General features: G+C 55.6%; 23 protein-coding genes. 1 reads left to right on the top strand and 22 read right to left on the bottom strand.

Going from position 1 to position 25,734, the window contains the following annotated elements; all coding sequences use genetic code 11:
* Positions 1-5 precede the first annotated feature (5 nt).
* From AACZ17_RS12730 to AACZ17_RS12710, 5 genes are read right to left on the bottom strand one after another with little or no spacing between them, the layout of a single operon-like run.
* Positions 6-1,574: a conjugal transfer protein TraG N-terminal domain-containing protein gene (locus AACZ17_RS12730; RefSeq protein WP_290740091.1), complete on the bottom strand. Its 1,569-nt coding sequence runs from the start codon at positions 1,572-1,574 to the stop codon at positions 6-8.
* Between the two features lie 16 nt (positions 1,575-1,590).
* On the bottom strand, positions 1,591-1,959 hold the full coding sequence (locus tag AACZ17_RS12725; RefSeq protein ID WP_290740088.1) for a hypothetical protein: 369 nt from the start codon (positions 1,957-1,959) through the stop codon (positions 1,591-1,593).
* Positions 1,949-3,289 carry an integrating conjugative element protein gene (locus AACZ17_RS12720; protein ID WP_290740086.1) on the bottom strand — a complete coding sequence of 447 codons (1,341 nt, stop codon included), beginning with the start codon at positions 3,287-3,289 and terminating at the stop codon, positions 1,949-1,951. Before AACZ17_RS12720 ends, AACZ17_RS12725 begins: the two co-directional genes overlap by 11 nt.
* A complete protein-coding gene (locus AACZ17_RS12715) occupies positions 3,286-4,311 on the bottom strand; it encodes a TIGR03756 family integrating conjugative element protein (protein ID WP_290740083.1) in 1,026 nt (341 codons plus the stop codon). The genes AACZ17_RS12720 and AACZ17_RS12715 overlap by 4 nt, the downstream gene beginning before the upstream one ends.
* On the bottom strand, positions 4,308-4,679 hold the full coding sequence (locus tag AACZ17_RS12710; RefSeq protein WP_290740080.1) for a TIGR03757 family integrating conjugative element protein: 372 nt from the start codon (positions 4,677-4,679) through the stop codon (positions 4,308-4,310). Before AACZ17_RS12710 ends, AACZ17_RS12715 begins: the two co-directional genes overlap by 4 nt.
* 228 nt (positions 4,680-4,907) lie before the next feature.
* Here AACZ17_RS12710 and AACZ17_RS12705 point away from each other — a divergent pair, with 228 nt between their 5' ends.
* On the top strand, positions 4,908-5,735 hold the full coding sequence (locus tag AACZ17_RS12705; protein WP_290740077.1) for an NERD domain-containing protein: 828 nt from the start codon (positions 4,908-4,910) through the stop codon (positions 5,733-5,735).
* 14 nt (positions 5,736-5,749) lie between these two features.
* Here AACZ17_RS12705 and AACZ17_RS12700 read toward each other — a convergent pair whose 3' ends face one another.
* The 17 genes from AACZ17_RS12700 to AACZ17_RS12620 form a co-directional block, all read right to left on the bottom strand.
* Entirely contained in the window at positions 5,750-8,473 is a 2,724-nt protein-coding gene (locus tag AACZ17_RS12700; RefSeq protein WP_290740075.1) for a conjugative transfer ATPase, read from the bottom strand.
* Between the two features lie 9 nt (positions 8,474-8,482).
* Entirely contained in the window at positions 8,483-8,941 is a 459-nt protein-coding gene (locus tag AACZ17_RS12695) for a TIGR03751 family conjugal transfer lipoprotein (RefSeq protein ID WP_290740072.1), read from the bottom strand.
* Entirely contained in the window at positions 8,886-10,322 is a 1,437-nt protein-coding gene (locus AACZ17_RS12690) for a TIGR03752 family integrating conjugative element protein (protein ID WP_290740069.1), read from the bottom strand. The genes AACZ17_RS12695 and AACZ17_RS12690 overlap by 56 nt, the downstream gene beginning before the upstream one ends.
* Before the next feature lie 34 nt (positions 10,323-10,356).
* On the bottom strand, positions 10,357-11,190 hold the full coding sequence (locus tag AACZ17_RS12685) for a TIGR03749 family integrating conjugative element protein (RefSeq protein ID WP_339638389.1): 834 nt from the start codon (positions 11,188-11,190) through the stop codon (positions 10,357-10,359).
* The gene (locus tag AACZ17_RS12680; protein ID WP_339638387.1) at positions 11,187-11,864 is read right to left on the bottom strand and encodes a TIGR03746 family integrating conjugative element protein; all 678 of its coding nucleotides are present in this window, start codon (positions 11,862-11,864) and stop codon (positions 11,187-11,189) included. Before AACZ17_RS12680 ends, AACZ17_RS12685 begins: the two co-directional genes overlap by 4 nt.
* Entirely contained in the window at positions 11,836-12,216 is a 381-nt protein-coding gene (locus AACZ17_RS12675; RefSeq protein ID WP_014704110.1) for a TIGR03750 family conjugal transfer protein, read from the bottom strand. The genes AACZ17_RS12680 and AACZ17_RS12675 overlap by 29 nt, the downstream gene beginning before the upstream one ends.
* Before the next feature lie 38 nt (positions 12,217-12,254).
* Entirely contained in the window at positions 12,255-12,632 is a 378-nt protein-coding gene (locus AACZ17_RS12670; RefSeq protein WP_027948935.1) for a TIGR03745 family integrating conjugative element membrane protein, read from the bottom strand.
* 111 nt (positions 12,633-12,743) lie between these two features.
* On the bottom strand, positions 12,744-12,974 hold the full coding sequence (locus AACZ17_RS12665; RefSeq protein ID WP_014704108.1) for a TIGR03758 family integrating conjugative element protein: 231 nt from the start codon (positions 12,972-12,974) through the stop codon (positions 12,744-12,746).
* A gap of 8 nt (positions 12,975-12,982) precedes the next feature.
* On the bottom strand, positions 12,983-13,285 hold the full coding sequence (locus AACZ17_RS12660) for an RAQPRD family integrative conjugative element protein (RefSeq protein WP_035230314.1): 303 nt from the start codon (positions 13,283-13,285) through the stop codon (positions 12,983-12,985).
* A gap of 237 nt (positions 13,286-13,522) precedes the next feature.
* Complete coding sequence (gene avs3b, locus AACZ17_RS12655) at positions 13,523-14,332, bottom strand: AVAST type 3 anti-phage proein Avs3b (protein WP_197055082.1); 810 nt, start codon at positions 14,330-14,332, stop codon at positions 13,523-13,525.
* Entirely contained in the window at positions 14,259-20,543 is a 6,285-nt protein-coding gene (gene avs3a, locus AACZ17_RS12650; RefSeq protein ID WP_290740162.1) for an AVAST type 3 anti-phage nuclease/ATPase Avs3a, read from the bottom strand. The genes avs3b and avs3a overlap by 74 nt, the downstream gene beginning before the upstream one ends.
* The gene (locus tag AACZ17_RS12645; protein WP_035230625.1) at positions 20,536-21,153 is read right to left on the bottom strand and encodes a 3'-5' exonuclease; all 618 of its coding nucleotides are present in this window, start codon (positions 21,151-21,153) and stop codon (positions 20,536-20,538) included. Before AACZ17_RS12645 ends, avs3a begins: the two co-directional genes overlap by 8 nt.
* Before the next feature lie 5 nt (positions 21,154-21,158).
* Positions 21,159-21,851 (bottom strand): RES family NAD+ phosphorylase, encoded by a 693-nt coding sequence (locus tag AACZ17_RS12640; RefSeq protein ID WP_290740045.1) that lies wholly within the window; start codon positions 21,849-21,851, stop codon positions 21,159-21,161.
* Complete coding sequence (locus tag AACZ17_RS12635) at positions 21,848-22,249, bottom strand: MbcA/ParS/Xre antitoxin family protein (protein WP_035230319.1); 402 nt, start codon at positions 22,247-22,249, stop codon at positions 21,848-21,850. The genes AACZ17_RS12640 and AACZ17_RS12635 overlap by 4 nt, the downstream gene beginning before the upstream one ends.
* A 98-nt stretch (positions 22,250-22,347) precedes the next feature.
* A complete protein-coding gene (locus AACZ17_RS12630) occupies positions 22,348-23,076 on the bottom strand; it encodes a TIGR03747 family integrating conjugative element membrane protein (RefSeq protein ID WP_156107568.1) in 729 nt (242 codons plus the stop codon).
* Between the two features lie 5 nt (positions 23,077-23,081).
* Entirely contained in the window at positions 23,082-25,211 is a 2,130-nt protein-coding gene (gene traD / locus AACZ17_RS12625; RefSeq protein ID WP_290740040.1) for a type IV conjugative transfer system coupling protein TraD, read from the bottom strand.
* Positions 25,208-25,726, bottom strand: coding sequence for an integrating conjugative element protein (locus tag AACZ17_RS12620; RefSeq protein ID WP_290740037.1), 519 nt, complete (start codon positions 25,724-25,726; stop codon positions 25,208-25,210). Before AACZ17_RS12620 ends, traD begins: the two co-directional genes overlap by 4 nt.
* Positions 25,727-25,734 lie beyond the last annotated feature (8 nt).

Genomic DNA, 25,734 nt, shown 5'->3' with positions numbered 1-25,734 from the left:
GCTCCCTATTTCTTCTTCATCCCTTTTGAGACGGCCATTTTACCCAAACTGCCGCCCTGCCTTCCTGCATCATCAGCAGGCCTTGCGAGCGGGGAAGTAGCTGCAGTGATAGAGCGCCCTATATTCACCCCCGCCCACGCCATCATCCCACTCCACAGCAGCGGCAATCCCAGATAGAGACTGGTTGTGATCATATTCAACAGCATGCGCTTGGCGTCATGTTCGCCAGGGTTGGCGAAGATCTGCAGGAAGACATTGACGTCAGGGTACATGGACAGAATCAGGTTCTGATCCACCCACATGGCCAGATACCAGAGCACTGTCCAGAACTTGATGGTGAAGATGGCCATGCCACCGACCACCATCATGGCAATGGAGTAGCGGGACAAAACCACCACCAGTGGCAGCAGGGCATAGATGCCCAGCAGCATAATGGCCTGGACCATGGGCAATGACTGCAACACGGCGGTCATGGTGACGGAAAACAGGGCCGATGCGGTGACTACACCACCGGTCGCCAGGCCGCCTTTGACGATGGATCCAGCGGTGTTGACCAATCCTGCCCCAGATGCATTATTGGCGATCAGTTCATTGCTCGACCAGGAGGGGGGCGCATTGGTGAGAACCGTTTTGGCGACGGCGTCGTTTTGCTGCTCGCTGGCCAGTGCCGGCGCGATAGCGACCACCAGACCGGAGAAGCCGGCCGATGTGGCATCTGCCTCATTGATCAGTTTCTCCCGCAAGCCGATGGCCCCATCTTCCCACCACTGTTTGCAGTAGGGTTTGCCCCAGGCTGGCGGAGTCGTCGGATCGTATTCCGTATCCCTGGCCGCGTTGTAAGCCCAATCGGTGATTTGGTTGGCCGGGCGCAGAGTATCGTAATAGCCGGCGGTATCCCGGTAGACGTGGGAGCCCATCCAGTCGGGATCATCGGCGCCGTAGGCGGTGAGAATGCCACTGATGGCCGCTGTGTTTGGTCGTTCAGCCTGGTATTTGGAGCGGGCCGGGATATAGCACTGGCTGAAGAAATCGCTCACCTCCTGCCGGAGTCGCGGATCGGCGATGGTGGCCAGGTGTGCTTGTTGCTCGAAGGTGCGCATATCTGCCACGGTAGGCAGGCCTTCGACAATGGCGTGATTCAGGCCGGAGCTGAGGGCGATCACGCCGTACCACCAGACGGGAACATTGACGGTTGCGGCAGAACCCGTGAACCCGGTCGTGCCATAGGTGCTCTGTGGGGCCGCTACGGTCGCGGTTGTTGGCGTTGGACTCAGCAAGGTCGGCGGCGGCGGGTAGGACAAGGTACTGGCATTGAGTGGCGTGAGGGCAGCGGGTTGCCCGGCCAGCACGACTACCAACAGCGCAATGAACAGCTCGATCTCCATGCGCCGCAGTGAGAGGCCACTGGCATGGCCCACCTCACCGCCCTGCGCCGGTTCGCGCCAGTTATCGATCAGGATGCCCAGAAACGGGAGATAGACGATGCCGGTACTGACCAGCACATCCCACAGAATGCCGTAGAAGGTCCAGCCGAAGAGGGAAGTAAAGAGTTCCAGATAGCTATCGACACTCATTGCCCTGCTCCAATGATCAAGCTCTAACCATCAAGCCGATGGCATTGACCAACACACCCTGCCCTAACACTAATTCGAGCAAAACCAGCCAGGTGACGACGCGCCAGCGTAAGCCTGTTAGTCGGTTTGCTTTGGCCTGGCTCAGGATTTTTGCATCAGCCAGCCAGGCAATCAGATGATTCCAGCCAAGGGCAACAACGGCGATCACTGCCCAGCGTATTGCTGTCAACGTCGTCCGCCAGTCCTCGATGCTCTGTTGAACGGATTGCACGGAATCCGTTTGTAATCGGTGCATCAGGAGATACCCCACCAGCGCTGTCAGCAACACGGCCATGGTGGTGAATAGCAGAAAGTTTTTTCGCCTTGTTCGGAGGTTATTGAACACGCCCACCTCGCAACGGATTGGGATCCAGTGTGGGCACTTCCGGTACGGTAAGTGAACTCTGCCGTTTGGCAGCCGCTCGCTCCAGTAATGTGGCAACGGTGTCGGATACCACTTCTTTGCGTACACGGGTTTCAAACAGTAGGTTTTCGATTTCTTTATCCAGCTCGGCGATGGAGTTGTCCGCGTGTTCGCGGGCGACTTCGGTGGCGTAGACTTCCGGCACCTGTCTTCCCGACAGCAGCAGACGTCGGGCGTACAGTGCTTTCTCGACCGTGCGTGCGGTGCTGATCTCGGAGACCAGGCGGCCCATGATCAGGCTCTGCTCTGAGGCCGGCATTTCGCGGATGGCTTCGATCACCTGACGGGTGATGGCCACGCCGGGGGCGGTGATCTGGTCGAGATTGGCCAACGTAGGCAGTGTCGCGCCACTGACCAGGTTCTGGATCTCGGTGGTGACGGTGGCGGACTCCTGATAGAGCTTCGGCAGCAGACCCGTACCGGGAATGCTGTCCTTGCGGCAGGTATCGCAAGTAGTAACGATATTCTCGCCCACCACATCCACGGTCCAGTCCCGGGCTTCGGCCGGCGACCCCCAGATTTCCGACAGGCGGGTGGCCGATGCGGCCGGTACCGGGGTAGTGTCAGTCACGGCGCGATTCATATTGATGTTGTAACCGGCCTCGACGATATCACCGGTGAACTCCAGCACTGGCTGGCCGGTTCCTCCGGCCTGCCCACCGATCCAGGGCACACCGTTATCGCCGTTAGAGGATTCCACCGTGTCTTTGGCAGTGACGGCATCATTGCCGCCGATACCCATTTGCACCTTCCAGTCGTTACCTTTGGACAAGGTGATCAGATCGGCATAGGGGTTCTTGCCCTGGGCGATTTCCGTCTCCATCTGCTCGCAGGACTTGGTCGCCAGCTGCATGGTTTCTTCGGCCTTGATTAGGGCATTCTGGAAGAGATCGTACAGGCCGGGGTTGGCTCGTTGCAGAATGAGCGCCGGTAACGACGCTATGGCGCTGGTGGCCGCTGCTGTCATGGCGTTCATCATGTTGTCGACGCCGGAACCGATGTCGTTCAGGGTATTGGTCACCGCCGCCACCGGATCGAACTTGCCGCAGCTGTAGCCGAGTCCCAGTTGAGCAGAACCTCCCAATGTTGTGGAGACCACAGCAGGATTGGCCGGTACCGAGACCGGTTCGGCGCCACCGATCTCGTAATACCACAGCCCATCTTCCGTGGGCGCCTGATCGGCATAGCTGTCGGGGACAATAGCGACGGCCAAAGCGATCAGCAGACAGTGAATAGGGTTGTGTTTGATCATGGCGGGTAATTGATCCAGTTGATGTCGAACAGAAAAAACTGGCCTTCTTTTTCACAGCACTGATAAGGCCTCCACAGGTTCCAGGCGTAATCACCCTCCTCGTCCACGCGGCCACCACCCCAACCATTGGCGCTGGCGAGATCGTTGGTGCCAAAAACAGCGCAGCTTGATTCTGCTTTGGGCAGCAACATCTGCCACTCACCGGTGGCGGGATCGTCTTCCACCAATGGGCCCGGCGACCAGATCCGCTGGTCGGAACTGGAAGACGCTTCGATCTGATCATAAATGTGCGGCTGACCGTTCCGGGTCACGATATCCCCGGCCCGCTGAGCATTGATCGCCGCGGCCTTAGGTTCCTCCGCTTGGGTGGTCCAACCTGTTCTGGGGTAGACACCACCCCAGGTCTGCAGAGGCCAGGTGCCGATTTCCCGCATGCCGGGTATCAGACTCGCTGGATAGAACATCTCCGGGATTTCCATACGCCAGGAGAGCGCATCCAAACTCGACATGAAATAGGGATAAAAGGAGGTGGTTTCCGATTCACACAAATAGCCGGTACCCGCGAGGACTCCCGACAGCGAACCTAAAGGGTGGCCGATGACATCGGTCTCCCGAAAGATCAGATTGCGGTGATCCTTGTTGCCCTGCCCACCTTCCGTTCGATTCCCGGCGCTCTCGATGGGCACGGCCAGCAAGCTGCCGAGCAGTCCTGTCGCGGCGGAACTTTGGGCGGCTCCAAGAATGTTGCGGATCTCCATCCAGGGATTGCTACCGAGTTCGTTGTAACTGCTCACCACCGCATCCGGCTGGTAATGGCCAACTTTGATTGAGGTCTCGACATCGCATTCATAAATGGAACAGCGCAGCCAAAAGCACATCCCCACTGGCATCCAGCGCATACAGCTGAGCGCGGCACTCGTGGTCTGGGAAACGATTTCCGTGGTGGAGATGGTTCCAGCATGGCTCATGAGGGGCGCCCACATCAGCAGGATGAATCCACAGCGGCGGATAGCGCGCATCATGGTCGACCCTCCCCGGCCTGCCACTGCCGATACCGTTGGGTTGCCGCTCGAACATCGGTGATACCGTAAACCACCGCATTGCCATCGAAGACAATGGCCGGGTAGCGATCAATGCCGTACTGCATCGCCTGCACCAGGCCGTTAGCGGCGTTTTCCAGTTCATGGCTGAGTTTATTGTCCATACGCTGAAAGCGATGGAGGGCTGTCTGTTTTGCAACTTCGGGATTAGCTGGCAAATCTTTGGAGAGTTCTTTCTGAAGTCGATCAATACGGTCTATGTAGTACACGGTTATACCGTCCGTACCATTCGCGACCGGGTTCATTGAATCGGTAAATACCTCGATCGCAATTGAAGGTTCGTCAGCCAAAACCGGCTCACAGAGCACCCCTATTAGAACGATCGAAAGAATGAGATGAGCTCTTGCACTATTCACTGGCGGCCATCCAGATCCACATATCTTTGACAGAGCATTCATGCTGAAGGATTGACGGTGGGGGATAAACGGAAAATCCAGACATGAAGCGTCGATGTTTCTGGCCGACCAGAGGCGACATTCCTATAATGGCGGGACATTCGTAACGGAAGAAATACAGGAATGGATTTCAGCCCCATCATCCAACAGGTCTACGGCGCGCTGTGGTACCTCATACCTCTCGCCATCCTGGCAGGTGTTCTCAAGTCCCCCTGGTTCAAAGGCATTGCCGGTGAGTTTCTGGTGAATACGGCCGCACGACTGTTTCTTCCAAAGGACGAATACCGCCTGATCAAGGATGTGACATTACAAACCGATGATGGCACCACACAGATCGACCACATCATTGTGTCGCGCTACGGCGTATTCGTAATTGAAACCAAAAATATGAAGGGCTGGATATTCGGCTCGGCCAACCAGAAAACCTGGACCCAGAAAATCTACAAACATACCCATAAATTTCAGAACCCACTGCACCAGAACTATAAACACGTCAAAACCCTGGAAACCCTGCTGGATATTCCGGCTTCCGCGATTCACTCGCTGGTGGTGTTTGTCGGTGATTCGACGTTCAAGACTGAATTGCCCGAGAATGTGGTTTATGCCGGTGGGTATATCCGGTATATCAAAGCGCGGCGCGAAGTGATCCTCAGCCAGGCCGCCGTGGAGACTGTGACGGCACACATCGAACAGCTGAGATTACAGCGGGGGTTTACCACCAACCGCCAACACGTCAATCATCTGCGCCAGAAGAAGGCTCCCTCACCGCCAGCCGCCCCCGCAGTCATGCCGCCAGTCACAGCGTCAACGACGCCCCAAAGTCGAAAACAGTGCCCAAAGTGTGGCGCTACGATGGTACTAAGAACGGCCAGAAAGGGACAAAACGCGGGCAATCAATTTTGGGGATGCGCAACCTATCCGGCCTGCCGTGGAGTCGTGAAACACCCCTGAGATCAGTAAAACTGCTACGCACGAGACTGTTCGATACGCTTGGCGATCTCGTAAACCGCCTCCAGCTCCGAGCAGTTCTTCTCACGCATAATCGCTGCACGTTCAGCCTTCTCATGCTTTTCGGTCATGGCCAGGGCGAGCGATAAGGCTGGCGGCACGTTGCGGAACAGCGCTTCGACCTTGTCGGCCAAAACGACTCCTTCCACGTATTTTCCCGGCTCCTTGCGGGCAGACAACAGCAGGTTGCGCTGTTCGTCATTGAGATCCTTGAAGCGGGCGATCTGCTCCACCTCCTCTTTCGGCATGACCAGGCACAGCCACCACTCCATCATGTTGAGCATCTTGCGGCTGGCATCCGGAAAGTCTTCCAGATTCTGGGTGGCGATCCAGAACCAGGCACCGAGCTTGCGCCACATTTTGGTGATCTTGACCACGTAGCGCGCCAGCAAGGGATTGGTGGTAATGATATGGCCTTCGTCAGTCACCACCAGCGTGGGCCGATCGTCGTGTTGATGACGTTCCACCAGGTCATTGATGTGGCTCATCATAGACAGGTAGGCAACGGTGAGCTGATCCTCGTAGCCTTCTCTGGCCAACATGCCCATTTCGAGGATGGTGACATCGGCTTCTGGCCAGGACTGCCCCGGCCGATTGAAAAAGTGGCCCGCCAGGCCCGAGCAGAAAAGCGCCATACCGTCCCCCATCTCCAGGGCTCGATTACGTCGGTGTTCGGGCAATTCCCTGTTGGTGGCGATGGTCTGGAAGGCGTTGACCACATCTTGGGTAATCACCTGGGGTCGACTGGTCTCTTTCACCGTTTTTGCGGCAAGGAAGATGGCGTTGCGGATCAGCAGTCGGTCGGCCCGGGTCAATCGCGCGTCTTCGCGTTCATCGCCACCGGTGATCATGATGCGTGCAGCAATCTCCATTTCACCGAGGATATCGCGACCGCCGCCCTCTTCGTCCATCTCATCATCTTCGTCTAACGTCTCCTCGCTTGTGGACTCATCGACGTCGAGCGGATTAAACGCATGGCGCCGATCCAGCAGTCGAAGCGCATCGGCAAAGGGCGGCAGGCTGACATCGACATTGGGGTTCAGGGTGATCTGGTTCACTGACAGACCGTGATGCGCAAAATGCTGCCCCAGTAACGAAAACGAAGCCCCGGCCTCGATGATAAAAATCCGTGGCCGGTGTCGTGCCATCATCTGCTGCAACAGATACACCAGCAGTGCTGACTTGCCCGCCCCCGTCGGCCCCAGGATCAGCATGTGGGCGTTCTTCTTGCGGTCATCCCGGTGCAGCGGATCGAAGACCAGCGGTTCGGCACCCCGGTTGTAGAACACCAGGCCGGGATGACCGGTGCCACGGGAACGGCCGTAGAACGGTACCAAATTGGCAATATGCCGTGAGAAGATCAGGCGCGAGCGTCGGCGGGATTTGTCCAGGTCGGCGTCGTAGGCCATGGGCAGGTTACGGATGTAACTGTCGAGCGACAGCAGGTCAGCTTCCTGGGCAATGGACTGCAGACCATTGGGCAAAAGCAGCGCGTGGAGACGATTCAAATTGTTCCGTAGCGCCTTTTGATTATCTCCGCGCACATAGAAGGCCATGCTCACAGGATACAGCTTGTTGCCCTGCGCCATTTCCCGCTCCACTTGTTCCGCATCTTCCCGGGTGATCGACGCCTCAGCGGAATCTCCTACCGAAGCACGCTTGATCTGGGCAATGTGATTGCGGGTGGTGTCTTGCGGTTTGAGCGTAAGGGTTATCGCCATGATGGTGTGCTCGGGCAAACGATCGAACAGCGAATACACCTGATCCCCGGCCTGGCGTTCCGCCGTGAAGTGCCCGATGTCCGGGGCCCGCCGCAAGCTTTGTACGGTCACGACGGTGTGCGGCAGTTCATCGAAAATCCAGCTCGAGGTTGCCTCGTCGGAGTGTGGCATCGACAGGGTCAGCTGCTCGGCAAAGTCATAGCCGAAGGGTAAGTGGTCATCACCCAGGTAGGGTGCCAACTGCATCAGTGCTTCCGGATTACCGTCTGCCAGCGGTGGATTGGGATTAAACCAGCTCAGCAACCAATGATAGAACGCCTGACCATTGGCCCGTTGGGCATTGATTCCGGCAGAGGTCAGTGAGGCGATCCATTTGGTGGCCACGTCATTGAGCGCCTCCTCCACTTCAACAGCGGGTGGCATTTTGCCGTTGCTTTTCAAACGGCGGTAGAGCACAACGCGGATCCGCCGTTGCTGCCCCTGCCAACGCGAGCCGGTGACGGTGGTATCGTCAAACAACCCACCCGGTCGGGAAATCGCTTGCAGGTGCTTCGACATCACCGACTGGTAATGTTGAGAGTAATCCGAAGCACGAACCGCCGGCGACGGATAACGGGCCAACGACTCATTGAATTGGGTTAGCCTGGGCTCGTCCTGGACATAGATCTGTAATACCCAGGGCGCATCGTCGCGCTCGGGAATGGCCTCGTTGATTGCCGTTTGAATGGCGTCACGCAGCTGCGTCATAAAGGCTGGCGTCCTTGCCTCACAACCGACCGGCTGCACCTCGAACAGCGCGCCGAGGCTGACCCCATCCTCTAACAGAAAAGCTCTACTCTCGGGAATGTATTCCATCCAGGGCAGCAAATCGGTAAACGACGGCGGGCGGGTATAGTGTTGTTTGACCGCGGCAGTGGTTAAGGGCGCACCCTCGGGAAGGTTAGGTTTATGTTTTGGCATCAGGCGTTCCTACTGATCCAACGTCGAGTGATTGGCCGCTGCGGACGCTTCACCAGGCACTTCCCCCGGCACTTCTCCCGGCAAGGCGTACTCCACCTTTTCATAAAAGGGAAAGGTGGTGACATAACCTGGTACCGGGGTGCGCTCACTGCCCGACAGGTGGGGAAAGATATACATCACCAGCGTAGGATTCGGCAGACGAGGAAATACCGTGTCGATTTCATTAGCAGCCTCTCGCACAAAGCCCTGATAGTGGTCGATACCAGATTGCGGTAACTGCTGACCACCGATGACTCGCCGGTGGTCTGGCTTCTGAACATCCACCATGTGCTGATCGTAAATGGACTTCATGGTCGGGCCGTCCTGCGGTAGTACTGTCTCTTTAGTGCTGGCACAGCCGACCATCAGGGCGCTAGTCCAGACCAGAACCAGTGATAATCGTCGCTTGTTGGAAAGGATTGGTTTCATGATGAAGTTTCCTGCCGTTGGAATGGAAATCGATGGGGAGTTCATGATCAACGTGGATTGCCAGCTCGACACCGGCGGGCACGAAGACCGCATCGAAACTCTGTGCCTGACGCTCCCGCAACCACTGGGCGACTTCGTCGCTACCGCCGCTCAGGGTTTTGCCCAGTACGTATTTACCGGTCTCACCGGAGACCACACTGGTGGCCGAGCCTGAATCATTGATCAGCGTTGTGGTTTCGGCCTGTGCTGCCGCTTCACCGGCGGCTTCGAGGGCCATCACACCAATGCGTTGTGTCAGGAATGCGGGAGCGTTGGTCTTGCGTTCGCCCGTGATACAGGGGATGCCCCGCGCATCGGAGATCCAGCCCAGCGGTCTATCGCTGCTTCCACTGGAACCACCCCGTTGGTTGCCGCCACTGGACTTTTCATCAGAGGAAATGGTCTGAATGGTGCCGTCCTCGAACACGAAGGTCACCGATTCCAATTTCCCGGTCACACAGGAGAGCGTCCAGTCGCCAACAGCCGTTCCACTCCAGATCATGCCCTCAATACCGGGTATGCGCAGTCCATTGGCGGCCAGGTTTTCTTTACCGGTAATCACCTTGAACGGCATGGGGTCGCGCACCTGCCCCTGAATCGGCACCCTGCCCACCAAGGCGGTCATGCCAGTGGAGCCAATCAGAGTGGCATTGCGCGGCACGGTGTAGACCGGCAGAGCGGTATTGAGGGCTTCGGATCCTTTCGCTACCAGCGATTTCACTTCCGGACCGGCGCTATCTAACGCATTGCGGCTGCCGCGAGTGAAGCGGTTAAGCAACGTCTCTTTATCAGCATCAGGCGATGGCGCAAGCTCCAGGGGGTTGACCCACACCAGTGATTCCGCTTCCGACGCCGATGTTCTGACACCATCCAGGCCGAGCCCGACCGGAATATCAGAACCCGTGGAAGTCCGCTGTGTCGATGACGTCCCAAAGCGGTTGGCCAGGGAATCCACCCTCGCCGTCAACGCGGCGATGGCCGACGTGGTTTCGCTTGGCGCGGCATCCGTACGTTTTTCCTCCAAAGCTGTCTGCACTCTCGACAGCACGTTGTTTTCGATCTGCTTTCGGTCTTCGATCAAATCGCGGTTTTCCTGTTTGAGTGCGGTGTTATCACGGCGCAGGGCATTGAGCTCCGAGGTCATGGCGCTGACGTTGGCCGTCAGTGTCTTGATGGTATCCGCCGGTGTATCGGCATCCGGTTTCGGTGCCTGTGGCACGGCTTCCAACAGCTGGGGTTGCTCGTCGCTCGGGGAACAGGACTTCACCGCGACGAGCACCGCCATCAGCACAACGGAACCGGCAAGAAGTGGTAACAAACGATTACTGGTGACCATCGACATGGGGTAGATTCCTATCCTCTCTCAAAGCGCCACATCAAAAGGCCGCATCAAAGCGCCGATCCGACACCAGATAGACGGCTGTGGTATCGGCCTCACTGCCCGCGGGTAACAGGCGATTGTGCTGAAAGGTTGCCGCCAGCCATGACCCGCGCAGTTCGCGTGGATCCAGCACGACGGGGCTTTGGGTACGATTGATCAGCTTGACGGCAATGACGTACCGCAAACCCGCCTTCCAGGCAGCAACCGGCACGGCTTCGATCTTGCCGCCCACTACCAGATCGACCGGTTCGGGGTTCACGGGTATGGCAACCACGCCCGGCTGCTGGGGGATCAGTCGTGTTGGCGCATAGAGTTGTTGCGCGGCATAGCGGGTTAAGGCGGCATAACCCAAAGGCTGTGATTGCTTGTCCGATGTTGACTGATCGGCACCGGCATCTTCCGACAAATCCTGCGGTGGCTTTTGTGATGCTTGGAGCAGTACCTGCACATCCGGCAATGATCCACTGTCTGCTCCGCCTGGCGCCGCTGAAATATCGAGGACGTAGATCGGGCTGTCGGTTTCCGAGCGCACCATGACACGGGTGGGCTCAAAAGGCTGTCTGGCCAACAGATATAGGGTGCCGTTGATGCTTTGGCTGCGCAGCAACGGTGTCAGTGACTGCGGCAGGCCGATGCTCACCGAATCCGGAAAATGCACCAGGCGCTCTTCACCGACGACCAACGGAATTGCGATGGGCGCCTTGTTCCAGACAACGCGTTCTGGAACGTTCGAAGCCGTGTCATCGACTTGTGCAAAGGACAGCAGCGGGAAACATAGACCGAGCAAAGCGATCCATCTCAATGGCGGAAAGAAAACACGAGGATTCATTGGGAGGATTCCTTATTTGTAGTGGCGCCAGTCACACTGGGTTCAGCCAGCTCGGCATCGGTTAATCGACGCGGACCGTCACTGGCGTACCCATCGAGTGCCAGGCCCCGGGGATTGGTTTCCGGATCGATAGCCTGACGCACCACGCGAACCGGGTATCGAATCGTGGTTTGCTTGACGGTCATGCCTTTCACGGACTCCAGCAGATCCAGATCCAGCCAGACAATCCAGACATCAGGCGACAACACATCGACGCGGCGCTCCTCGTAGCCGTGCCCTGGCACTTCATGGACACCGCGCACCCGGTAGGCCAACTCGCCGCGCCGGGCTTTGAGTTCCATATCGGCAATCAGGTCATTGCGGTAGCGCGGTGTCAGGTAGGGCGAGATCCGGAAAATTGCGCTGCCGTAATCCGTTGCGCCATTCTCGGGCCAGCGATTGAGCTGCTGAAAGATATAGAACGCAAAGGCATATACATTGGCCGGAGGCACTTCTTCGGCCGCCAGAACAGCGCCCGACCGCAGATCGGGAGGCACATAAACCCGCAGCTGCTTGGGTGCCTGGCTCCAGCCAATCCAGAGCGCGAGAATGATCAGTCCTTGCAAGCCAATCACGATCCACAGGGAGCGCAAATGGGACCGCACGTTATCGATTTCGAGTCGGTAGCGGCGCATAGTGCGTTCTCCCTATATCCCAGGACCCGCTGCGTAGCACCCAGGGCGTGCGATACAGCCCCATCGTCTGCAGCCGGATACGCAGCCATTGTTGGTAATAGCCTTCAGGCCGGCCGCGTTTGATACGCTGAAACAGCGTCGCCAGAGTGACCACAGTGGCCACCACACCGACACCGGCGATACCAAAACCCATGGTGATGGCACCCAGCAACCAGGCCAGTAACAGACTGAGGGGCAGCCATATCACAATGGCCAACCCCACAATCATGCCCAGCTCTGAAGAAGAGCAACCTTTAAAGATGGCGGGCTCGGCATTGAGCCGATCCGCCAGAATTTCATGGTCGTTGGACATTCGCGTCTCCTACCGCAAGCTGCTATTGACGTCGGGGGTTAAATAACCCCAGCCGCTTCTGTGAGCAGATAGCTGGCGAAGATCAGCACGATCGCGCCGACAATTCCCAGGACACCGACTTCAGCCCACTCCGCCTTGCCCTGGCGAGCTTCATTGAATTTCGCGAAGCCCAGATAGGCGATCCAGAGAAAACCCAGCACTGCAATGGCCAATCCGAGTACCAAGCCGCCATCCTTGATGTAGCCCTGAATCAAGCCGATCCAGTCACCCGCCGGCGGCGCCGTACTCGGCGCAACCGGCGTCGGCAACGCCGCCCAGAGCGGCATTGGTAGTAGCACCGCGACCGCTGCCGATAGCGACTTGCGGATGGCAACAGATTGCTTGTTGAAATCGTTTTTTGTATTTGATGTGTCCATAACAAATGTCCTCTTCTGTAATGCTGATAAAAAGGGGAACCATCCCCGCATCCCACTGCGCTGCATCGCCGTTTGCCCTTACCGGACTTTCTCGGTCTCAACTCGATCGACTCACCGCAAATAGAAGCCCAAAACCATCAACACAATGCTTGCCCGCAGAGTGCTCCAGGTCAGATCAAAGAGCGTGGCCTGCCCTTCCTGCCATGCCCTAAAAGTGCCTAAAGCCACCCAGATCACCCAGACAAACGCCAACACCAACACCATCGACGCGATGGCCGTCAGCATGGTGGCTGGGGTAATACCGGAACCGGCTTGAAAAGCTGTTTGTTGTGCGGCGTTCATGACAAAACCTATCGACGGTAATCGCCGCGCAATGGCGGAAATGAGCGAGGCTGAGCACGGGGAGAGTCGATGTGTGACTGGATGCCGTCCTTGATGTTCTTCAGGTCCTGACGCAACCAGTCATAACGAAATCGGATACGGGAATCCTGCTCGGCGTTGGCCTCGGCACGCTTGATTAATGAGTCGAGGGCATTGATCTCATGGATGACTTTGGCGAGCGCCTCGCGCTCGGCGTCTGCATCGGCAAAAGCCGCCGGCGTGACAACCAAGCCTATAATCAGAAAAGAAGGTAGCCAGAGATGGCGTTTCATGGCACTGCTGCTCCCGCAAGTTGTTACGGGGCATAATGCGAGAATTAGGGACGATGGACGATGGGAAATCTATTCGGTGGGTGGGGTGGTTTTTGAATTTTTATGTAAAGTTTACTTTGAGCCAGAGTGAGAGATTGTCCAGGCAAATATTAAAATTATTACTTTAAAAAAATGACGCCAAACGTGCCCTTAACTGATTATATTCGAATATCCTATACCCGCTTTTTCCCTTATCGCTCATCCAGAAGGGAAGTCATCAGGTGGCCTTGGTCGCGGTGTTATAACCAACGTATCTTCATCTGCTGGTTCTTCCTCGGCAGCGGGCAATGACTGAATGCGCTGTTCAAGAGTGTTGGCTAAGGATTCTGATATTCGTAAAAAACCCCGTAACCGCTTTATTCTGTCATCGAGAAGCGAACGGATCTCCTTATTCGGGTCAGGCTCCTTGTTGACGTCCGCAGTTGTCGAGACGTAACGGATGACAATTTCAGGTACGCTTTGATCATCAATTGCCGTCGCAAGTTCTATCCATTCCTTCGATTTATCTAACGCAGCATCAGCGGCCTCAGTAAGACAGTAGCCAATGAGTACTTTGGCCGTATAGTCCAGCCCGTCGACTAGACTCAACCATTCTTCTTGTTCAGAAGTTTCCACTGTCTCGCCCTTCGGTGGGCGGACCGCACGATAGTAGCGCGGAGTATCGTCTTCTGGATCGAGACTTTCAATCGCCCGCATAACAGGTTCCAGATCCTCAAATGGACGCTTGCCGTTTGGTAATTCCGACCGGTGTTTCCACAACTCCAAAATTGCATCGAAACACTTGCGTTCGGCGGCGGCCTTTTCATCTCCAATTGCGTTCTCAGCATTAATCATGAGATCGGCAATATGATGAGCCATCCAGCGTCCGAGCGTGTCGGTTGACTCTTCCAGGCCCAGCTCTTGAACAAGCTTTTGACCAAGCGCCAGGAGGCTATTAGCAGGTACGAATTTGTCCGTTTTTGTCGAGAAGGAAGAGCTTTGCTCTGGTTCGTTTTCGTTCGTTGTCATCTTCTTCACTACTTGTATATGGCTGATATCGGCGGCGCCGATCTATTTGCACTTCAATGATGAGGTCTCGGTCCAAAGACTTCAATATTGATGCCATGAATGAAGCACGCGCCTGTAGACGGCTGCCCCTGTTGGGATTTGTGCTTTCATGACGTTTCGCCTCGTCGTAGTAGCCCCAGATCTGGCTCTCCATGACCGGCGATGTAGTTTGATTTATCCAGATGCGAAGGTCCGAGTCGCTCTCAAGTTTCATTTGTTCAATGATGAATTCTGCCGGTCGTGGCGGTGGTAAAGTAATTCCTCCCGACCAACGGTCATATTTGTCCAGCCCTCTATCTCTGCTCTGATCGAAGACCCACCCCTCCAGTTCGAAACCAGATGTATCAATCTCCATATCACTGCCGGCGCTCGGTATTGCATAGTCATGGAGATCCTTGGTAGTGGACAGAGCACGCAGAAGCGCTTCCGATTTTTCTGGTGTAACCAAGGCACTGTAGATGGACATAGATTGTTCTCGTTTTTCATCCGCTTCCGTCCAGTGTCCCCACAAGTTAAGGCAGTCTTGCGTTCGAAGCGCATCGTCAAAATCGCCATCCGTTATGTGCCAGTGGTCAGGATGTTCTTTGTCGCGACATAACCACGCGCCCTTTGTGAGTGGTTCTGGATCACGCCGATCCCAGAGCCAACGGCCACTCTGGTGCGTGAGGCCGTGACCCGATAACCATTCTGTGAACTCATCGTCATCGCCGTAATCCGGGTTTCGATGTGTCGGCATAGTCACTAATAATCGTCCCGCGACAATCATCATTGCGTGGTAGCAATGGTAAAAATGAAGATTGTCGGTCCGAGGATAGTCACCTTTATATGGATAGGAGCGGTTATCATCGTATAGTCTACGTCGAGCCCGTTCGTCGTCGTCCCAGCGGCCTTTCGCGCTAAAGCCAAAATCGTGCCGTATGATCTTCAGGGCTTCCGCCTCAATGTCACCCTGGGATAAGGAAAACACCCGGGCGAGCGGCGCATACCAGTAAGGACCAATGTCTATACCAAAATAGAACTGATCTTCATTTGTTTCGGCATTTTTATCGTGCTTATGCAAAATTTTTCGTTCATGGTTTGTGGAATCGACAATGGGCAGCGGCGATTTGTTGACACACTTCAAACGATCCGAAAGTCCGTCTTCATCAGCCAGATGGCCGCTTTCTATAAGTTGAAGTGCTGCGCGCGCGGCGAATTGTCGTATCAATACATGGGGCTGGCCTTTCAGTGCCCAGTCGGCAAGCTGGTTGGCGTAGGGTACGACCGACCCCGGCGCTTCCAATGTCGCTCTGGCCAAGCCAATGAGTAGCCATTGATGTGCATGAAGACTATAAAACGGTAGCCGTGCATCGACAAATGGACCACCATTCTTAGTATTAGCCATCCTCATCAAATAATCAGTAACATCCTCTCTGCCGAGACGGAAAAGTTCGAGAACGACATGCGCTGCCTCCCAGCGCAATACAGCTTCCGGTGCGGCCAATGCGGACCAGATATAGCCAGCAATAGCTTCCCGAGGATCGACGGGTGGAGAAAATGCGTCGCTCCAGGGCCCATCACCATCATTTTCTTCCAAGGCAGTGCTGAACAGATCCAGTCCGTATGCCAATGCGCTCACGGCCTCGTCGCTCGATAGCTTGATCGCGAGAAGCCCGACAAGAGAAAACAGTTGTCCTGTTTCGATTAGATCGGGTATTTCACCAGTTGCGGCCAGCACAACATCGATAATTTCGGATTGGCTTACATCCGCCAGCGAACACGCCACTTCAAAAGGCATGACTTCGTAATACCGATTTTTCCTCACATCCATGCAATATCGGCGGCAGATAACTTTTAGAGCACTTGCTATGGCGTGAGATATGGCTGGTCGTCCCTTCCAATTCTCTGGTACTCTCTCCAGAAAGGTTCTAAAGCTGTATAGGCTGAGTTCAGTTGTATCTGCGACGGCTCCAATAAAGCCGGGTTCCGCACCAACAGGAATGCGACGCATCGCCTCTGTGAAGAAATCTTCATGACGCCAAGGCGCCTCGGTTTGTTTGAAGGCAAGGTAAGCTTGAGTGAGGCCGCTTGTTGTCTCCATATCCTTGTTTGCGAAGATATCATCCCATGAGGGGATCTTGTGTTCATTATCAGTCAGGAATGGTGACTGCTGTTGAGAAGTCTTTGTCCGTGTTGATTCCTCCCGTTCAGACGATACAATTGTATCGGCCAGGTTTTCCAATATTACGCCATGGTTTGACGTCACCTGTTGAAGCCTTCTTAGTTCTGACGAAGTGAGGTTGGAGAACTGGGCATAGCGATAGAGAATGCAGCTCGCTAAAGCCTTCTCTTGTGCTTCACTCGAATTTGCCAGTACCGGCTCAAGTAGCTCGGCATAGTCCCACTGCGCTCGGAAACCGATCAACGGCAGAGCATCGCGAGGGTCAACGACATCCCAGTCGATTAAATTGCTGATCGCAACTGGCAATAACCTTTCGTGCCATCCGAAACTACGGTCTCGCCATCGGCTTAAGATGGTGACAGCGGAAGACGGACATAATCCGCATAAGGCGTTAATGGTGCTATCCCAGGGGAAATGCTTGTCCCGCACAACAAAGTGGTAGGTCAGCTCGGCGCAACGCGCGAATTGATAGGCGACTTTGGGAGATGGCCGGTCAATGCATGCAGCACGATCGGCAAGATCAAGCATGGCATCCCATCGAGCCAGATTTTCCTCGCCTATTTTTCCTGCAACTTTCACCGCTTCATTGAAATAGGCCTTTGCGTCTGATTTGCTTGTGGTGAGAATTGCGCGCGCCACCTCTAGATACCCGTCGGATGTGCTTTCCGCCTCCGAACGCTCTTCTTTATTTAGCGTGTAGGATTCTGTTGCATAGGCCAGTGAAGCAGGCTTCGTTTCGTCCCGCTGTGCGCACAACCGACAGAGCGCGTTGAGTATTGGGGTGAACAATGGCCTTTTAAGCTGCTCTTTCCATTGGTTGAATGCCGCCAACGACTCTTCATTCGTGGATTCAGAGTGGTGCAGGATATCCATCCAGAGTAGGGCAATCTCATTCGAGGTGTGAGACTCTTCGCTGTATCGGAAGCGATCGGCTTTTCTAGACGCGGCGGCCACTTTCTCTATTTCGGTCGTAACGTCTTTTTTCTTCGCCTGTCCAAGTAACACTGACGCCCAGAGCTTGTGCCATGGGAGTAGCGCACCAATATCCTCTTGGAATTCCTGAAGATCTCGAGATGCTGAGTGTTTGTCAGCCTTTTCAAGCTCCTTTTTCAACTCGGAATGGGCAACATCGATCAACTCGATTGTCGTTCCTTCGAGAGCGGCCCGCAAGCAATAAGCGCGCAGAAGAGGTTGGCGAGCTTTTGATAGCCGTGACGCGAATTCTCGGGGTGGGTCCGGGGGCAAATAATGGTTCAGTATCGTAACTGCGTCGTTGTGGGTACATAGGTTATTCTTCAATGCGGCTTCAACTACTGCCGTCACGGCGTCAATTGCTGGCTCTCCGTCATCCCACCCATTGCGATTGCTAAGTTTGATGCGGCCTGTGGAAAGTTGGCGCAGCACTTTTTTGGTAATTTTGTCAGGAGGCGTTTTATGAACCTCACGCAATTCAGCGGCGACCGCAAGGATTAAACAAGAATTGTTTCCGGCAGCGCGAGCGATTGCCTCAACATCTGACCAACGTCCATGGTCAATCAGACGTCGAGTTACAAGCCGACCAACTCTGTATGAGATTTCCCGTGGTTTCCAGCGTTTCAAGCTCTCAGCTGCATCTGTCGGGCCGTGAATATTCAGGTGCGCGAGGGTAAGCTCAACTATATCCTGATCGGAAACAAGTTCGTTTTCGCGCTCTTCTGGCGTCAAGCGTGCCCAGTTTCTTAGCCATTCGTAGGCCATACGCAATCGACTGCGAGCGTCTCCCGCTAGCTCCTTTCGACCTGAAAGAAGTGCAGCCTCGTATGCATGATGAGAGCCGATCCATCCGGAGCCGAATGTGCGGCGGGAAACAATTTCTTGAATGAGGTCAAGCTCAAGAAAATCTGAGGCGAGGTCGGTGTTATTTTGAAGCAGTTTACGTTGTCGTTCATCACCAGCCGTTTCTCCACCTGCTTTCAGGGCTAGCTTGGTTGCCTCAAGATAGCGTTGGGATCGAAGCCCCGCTTTCAGCGCAAATTGGAGTCGTTGCAATTCGACATCGCGCTTTTCAAGGGGGCTTCCTGTTGGAAGAGCAGATGAAGACAGCGCCAGCTCTACCAGTTCAGAGAACTGTCCAGCTTCCAGCATCAGTTGAGGTAGCATGGATGCTACATATGCACTTCCATTTGCTAAAGGCTTTAGGCTGGCAATGAAGCCCGCCATCCCTTGCGCAGAAGGCTTGAACTTATCACGAAACCACGTTTCGGTAGGCTCATCCAGGAACTGAATGGTCTCTCCAGCTACGAGAAGAGGTCGGCCAATATCAAAGGCAAAGCTTTTGATGGCTTCTTGCTCGACTCCGGACATTGCCGAAAGGATGCGGATTGGAATTAATGGCCTCAGCGCCGCCAGTCCTGCGCAGATTTTCTCAACGCGTCCCTTCTCAATCGGTCCGGAAGCATCCTTGAGATTCGCGATGGCTTTATCCAATAAGTCCGAAATTGTATCTTCTACGCTTGTAGGATTGGGGCCGAGAAGTCGTAATGTTTCCTGCAATGGCAACTTTCGAGACAAGGCCAGGGCTTGGACGCGTGGATTGTGTGAGCTTAAGCGATGGAATTCATCGATATCGTGTTCATTTGCTTCGGGAAATGTCTCCCGTAGAAGAACTGTCGTCTCATCACGGCTGAATGGGTTTAGTTCAATTGGTATCGTATTGATCGGTGGATCAAGAAGGTCTTGACGATGCGAGCGACATAGAAAGACGAGGCGAACCCCTTCGGGAATACTCACGCGGATGAGGTCGCGTACGAAAGATCGAGCCTCTCCAACTTCCTCCGCTGCCATCTGAGCGTTATCCGCTGCGTCTATTACAATACATAAGTAGGCCTTCGGATTAGACGAGCGCAGGATTTTCACCGCTTGACTCAACCGATAAATAAACGCTCGAACATATGCCGCTGCATCTGCGTGTATCGTCGGAATTAAAGGGTGGCACAGACTATCTGCAGCTAGTTCGTTTGCGATTTGAACAAGGGCATCTTTGTGTCTATGACGATAGCCGGTCGCATTTCGATACTGCCCGTTACCAAAGCAGTCATAAAGAATACAAGCTGAGCCATCAGGAAGGGTTCTGCCAATCTGAGTTGCAAAGACTGATTTACCGACACCACCGGGAGCGTGGATGACGATCGGACCCGTCGCGCTAACAATTTGGCCGATGATTTCGAATTCTTGCTCGCGTGAAACGGCTTCTCCGTAGTTTTCGATAAGACATTGAGCGGGGAACAATAAGCTTTCGTCAGTTTTCAGCGCTCGTAAGACGTCGATCTTCGTTATCGTTGGATTCTGTTCTCCTTCAGAAAGAGCCCGGCGGGTAACAAGTTCCTTCAATTGAGTCGGTGCATCAACGTCTCCATCAGGCAGATAAGCACTGACCTCCTGGAACAGGATATTGCGTTGATCCCAATACCCGTCTTGGCTATCTTCGAAGTGGAGAAGATCGCAGAATGCTGCCAATTCGCTTCCCGTAAGCCCTGTAAATTTCTGCAGCTTCTTCAGCTCAGTCGGATGACGGGGATTCGCCTCTCCAGCAGCGTCGGTGACAGCTTCAAGCACACTAGTGCTGATCGGCCTATTCGTGACAAACCAAAATTCCAGTTTTCTTGCCAAGTGTGCTGGGGTGTACGCCTTCTGTAGTTCTCCATACCGTTTCGCAAATCCCTTTATAGTCTTTTCTAGCCCACTCGCCGTCCACGGATCATTTGCATGCAGCGTTGAGTGCTTGAGCTGCATGTACCGGACTAACCGTGCTTGTCCGATATCCTCGTTTTCGAAATACTCCGCAATATCAATCAGCTCTTCACCGGCGTCGACTGGCTCGGCGCCTGGCTGCTCACCTGGCGACGGACCTTCGATGCTCACGGCCATCAAACCACTTTCTGCAGTGAGTAGCTTTAGGCAGCGTCGGGCAGCCCAGAGGTAGTGAAATTGATCTCCGTCGCGACTCGGGCGGACTAAATTAGTTTTAGACATCATTATTCAACGTTGAGATCCCATCCATTCTTCCATAACGTATCATTACATCTATAACGCGAGCCGCCATCCGGCTGTCAATCCCCGCCCCATGAATTCCACCACTCTTAGCTCTAAGATCTTCAACATCCAATACTTTTGTCAGAGTATCTAACGACGGTCCTCTGTGGCTGCACGACAGGTTCATTGCCTGCGCCCAGGGAATGGCTGCTTTCTGACTGCAAAATACACCTTGAATTGGCGGCATTGATAAACCGTAGCGGGCAACGTGATCCAGCATAATCGGCCAGTCAAAACTGGCGTTGTGAATGACGATAAGCCGATCTTTCAGGTATTCGGCAATCTGGTTCCATTGGGCGTCGAAGGATTCGAATTCAGCGGCCTGTTCATTGGTGATCCCGTGTATTCTTTGTGCTTCTTCTGAAATGTGTTTTTGTGGCCGTGTTTTAAATTCGACGGATTCCGCTATCTCTCGATTTCTTACCACGGTGATACCGAGTGTCACGATATCCGGCGGGCCGTTTTCGTCAGGGAGTCCGGTGGTTTCGGTATCAAGGACGATGTAATCGTCCGGGAGTTGGGTGAAGATCCACAGCAGTTCTTTGTACATTGCCATCACCTCCTGCCACTGCCATCGAGGGATTCAACGTCAACGATCGTCCCTTGGTCATAGTGGTAGCGCAGATAGCGCCAGTGGATCGCATCGGACAGCGCTCGAGCACGCATCACCCCGTAGCACTCCCCTTGCGCTCTCACGCTTTGGTAGTGAACGCCGAAACTTTTGGCATCACGTAACGCGTAACCGAGCTGCTGGGCTTCACCGTAGTCATCGGGATGGTAAATGGCATGTCCAACCAGGTGCCTTACATCGTGAAGGGTTGTCTGCCCCAGCTGCGCGCGGATAACGCGCATTTCCTGGGTGGTCTTGTCGATTCGGGATTCCCGCAGGAAGCGCGCCCGGTGGAAAGACGATTCAGCGATGGCGACCGCTTCATCGGCGGCGCAGTAATAGATACCGAAGTCCCGGTTGAAGCGACCACCTCGCCCATCGACTGGCGGGTGGGTAAAGGCCGCCATGATCCAGGATGCACCATCGCCATAGACGCGGTCTTCCGGCGGCACCAGGCGAATATCACCGACTTCATCCCGTAGCCTGGGATTCGTCAGGGACTCGACAGCGTAGAGCACCTCCCAATCCTGTGGGTTGGAGACGCGCTCAAACAGGTTGATCTGCGGGTAGCGCGACAGTATGACCCGATAGACCGGTTCATTGACCTCGCTGCTGGGTAGCGTATCGATTGCAATCACCAGCCACCCCGCTCCGCATCGAGAAAATCCCTGACCACGGCCAGGTCGACCACCTGACCAGCAAGTATCCGGTCCAGCGGCGCCGTGCCATTGAACAGCGGGTTGTCGTTAGGTGTGGCCAGCCACTGGTCAGCCAACACCTGATCAGGCAACAGGATTTGCAGGGACTTGTAGATCCCCAAAATGTAGCTGGCCCGTTCCAACAGGTCTCGCGTCAGCTTGGCCTTCTCGGGTTGGCTCTTCCAGTTGTAAAGGGTCTTCTCATTACTGAGCCCCAATAGCGTCATCTGCTGGGCACCAGTGAGGCGCCACTGGCTGAAGATATTGAAAATCGCCGGCAGCAGTGAACTGGTGACACTGGAACCGCGTTGCAGCAGCTGTTCGGCTTGAGCGATCATGATTACCTCCTAAGCAGCACTCAGACTGTATTTTTACAGTGCTTAAATGCAGCCTAGCAGACTGTAACGGTACAGTCAACTGGTTCAATGACTTTGTATTAAAGGTACTTTTTAAAGGTACTGGCTGTGATAGTGACGGCAAAGGCAAACGCCAGCGCGAATGGCAGGATGATCCAGGACGGGTGCAAACTGAACGGCAGCGCCAGGTACAACACCCAGGCCATGATGATCAGCGGTATGGCGGCTTTCTTGGCGTAGTGGTACACGAAAGAACTTTCCCTGCCGCCGCCCCAACGCCGCAGGTCGCGCCGCACCAGTCCATCCACCAGCGCCACCAGGGTGAACAGCCCAAATACCGGCGTGGCCAGCGTCAGGATGGCGAGTCGTACCGCAAAGACCTGGGTGATTTGCATACCCGCCAGCACATAGTCGGCGACGGGGCGGTAAAACCGGTGCAGCACCGGTCTCAGACCGGTTTCCTCCGCGGACGGTACTGGTGTGATCCAGTGAATCAGATCCACGAGGCCCGTCCACTCGAAGGCAAACTGGTAGATGCGATCCGAGAGGTTACTGGCGAACACCATCGGCTGGGCGGTTAACCAGCTGCGATGAAAGTCGGTGCCGAGGAACTGAAGCTCATTCACCAGCATCTGCCGACTGTGGCCAAGTCCTTGCTCTTCCCACCAGAACACCATGCCGATCCACTCCACCAGGATGGAGAACATCAGGGAGAGAAACAGCCATTTAAGGCACTGGGCGATACCCGTCAGCAACCGGGACACGGTACCCGGCTGTGCAACCGGCCGTCGGGGATCACGGGGCTCCACCGTGCTCAAGCCTGCTCACCGGCGTCTGAGGTGCGGATCGCGGCCTCGGAGACGGCGTGCCACCAGTGATCGGTGACCCGGTACCAGTGATCGTTGGTGATATAGCTGCGACGCATGGCCTCGACTATCGCCTCAAAGTCATCAGGCATGGCCGTATCCTCGCGGTCGTCCGGCAACGGGATACGGATTTTCCAGAGCTGGCCGCCTTCCAGCAGGGCGAAGGCCTGCCCTTTGGGCAAGGTGACCATATCGGCGGCAGTCAGCATCGGCACTTCCGAAACACTGATCCGGTCTTCGTTGCGGGATTTGAAGTCGACCCCGGAACCGGGATCCGACGAATCATCGACGCCGGAGACACTCATCAGGGTGAAGACCTCAACCCGCGGTAACTGTTCGGTCAGCATGGCGGCGGTGTCCAGCTCTTTCACCCGCAGCATCAGCAGGGTATTGAAGTTACCGGCCACCTGCCCCGCTTTCGCCCGACTGCCGATTCGCGCTTCCACGTCCGACCAGGTCTGGGTATAGGCCGTGACCTGAAAGCCTGCCCCGCCTGCCTTGTTCAGCAGTGGCACGAATTCATCACCGATCAGCTCATTAAACTCATCCGCATGCAGTGAGATGGTGGGGGTCGAGCGTGATTTGGTTTCCGGGTCTGGCGTATCAGTATCCTTAGCCGCGACACCGTGCTTGTAGATATGCCCCGCGACGGACACCAGATCCGCAAACATCGAATTGCCCACGGCGCTGGCTACCGTGGTGTCCGTCAGCGCATCGAGTCCGACGTAGACAATGCCTTTGCGACGCACCACATCCATCCACTCAAAGATCGGCCTGGCGTCGTGCTCATCCTGGTAATCCGGTGAGATCAGCCCGGCAATGGTCCCGGTGGTCAGCTTTTCCATCAGCGGGCCGACGGAGCTGACGATCTTGTCGAAATAGGTCTTGTCGTATTTGAACGCGGAAATCAGCCCGTCCAGCACGGGATCGTAAATGGCCTTCTCCTGCAGCAAGCGCATGCAGGCGATGGCTTCCATCGACCGGCCACGCAGGGCATTGGGCAGGTTGCGCTCTTTGATATCCGCCGCGCGCTCTTCAACCAGGGACGCCCAGGCATCGATGCCGGCCATGTCGGCACAATGGCCGGCATACTCCACAAACAAGGGTTCGATATCGTTGATGTAACGGCGGATCTGTTGGTAGTCCGGTCGGCGTTTCAGGGCCACCAAGGCGCGCGCAATGATATTGACGAAGCGCCAGGCGAACTCCTTGAAGGCAGCAGAGTTGCCCTCGTTGGGCAGCTGATTGGCGATGCGGGTCGCGACCTCGGTGATGCGGGAGAAGTTCCCGATGGCGTTGTAACGCGCCGACAGTTCCGGAAAGCCGAGATGGAACAGATAAAAATCCTCCAGCCGACCGGCGCGCTTTGCCTCGGCGTAGATGCGACGCAACAGATCGGCATCCCCTTTGGGGTCAAAGACAATGACCACATCACCCCGGCGGATGTCCTGGGTAATCAGCAGTTCCGCCAGGCGTGTCTTACCGACGCGCGTGGTGCCCAACACCAGCGTGTGCCCGACCCGTTCACCCAGATCCATCCACACGGGCTGCTCTTGCGGTTCAACCGCGTGCAGGGCGGGCTTGCCGCCGACAGCCGGTAATGGCGCCAGCGGGTTCCAGCGGCTGCGACTGCGCAGGGCTTTGGCCAGCAAAGACAGGACAGGAATCGATTCCCAGGCCACTTCCTTTTGTCGCGCCCATTGGTAGAGCGTGCCCGGCTGAACGTAACGTTGAACCTCGGGCTTCAGGGTATCGCGCAGACGCTGGGTGTGTTGCTGGGTCCAGCGGAAACCTTTGCCCAAAAACAGCTTTTGGCGACTGATGGGAATCTGGTTGGCCCTGACTTGGTAATCCGGCAGCCGCTTCATGTGATGCTGGTAGCGCAATACGCGCCATGCTTGACGGCCCCGCCACATGCCAAAACCGAAAAAAGTCAGGCTGGTGGCCATTGCGATACCCGGTGGCATCATCAAGGCCCAGGGGGCGAGCCAGGCCAGCGTACCCGCCGCGAACGCGGTCGCGGTGGACCACAACTCGACGGGGGGCCGCAACAGCGCTTCCATCGGATGCGAGCTCATTGCCGGATGCCATCACGGGTAATCAATACCGGGTAATGATGAATACCCAGTGCGGCGGCCAGATCGCTCCCGGAGCCCATGGTGATGGATAAGCCCTGCGCCACCTCGGCAACCCGTCGAACATCCGCCTCGGTATCCGCCTGTACCAGCATGCCCACCGCACCCAGGGCTTTGAGAGTGTCGTGGTGAGTCGCCAGCCATTCCACTGACACCGCATCCGAGCCGATGAGAAAGAAGGGATGTGGATTCCCTTGCGCCAAACGCGCCAAGGCCTCGGGATTCAGTTGGCTATCGGCGGTATCGCCCACGGCCAATCCGGGTGAACGTATGGGCAATAAATTGCTGAGCGTCGCCGGACCGAGCAAGGACTGTGAAGATAGATTCTGGTTGTTCGATTCAGCCGGGGCGGTCGATTGAGTCTTCTTTGACAAAAGTGGGCTGAGTAACGGCGCTAAAGGCCGAGTATGACCACTGTCATAAATCACCGCCAGCTCAGCCAATACGGAGGAGTTCATGACCAGCC

It is taken from the genome of uncultured Haliea sp. (assembly GCF_963973825.1).
Lineage (GTDB): Bacteria > Pseudomonadota > Gammaproteobacteria > Pseudomonadales > Halieaceae > Haliea.
The sequence above is the reverse complement of the archived record's forward strand: the minus strand, read 5'-3'. Positions and strand labels throughout refer to the sequence as shown.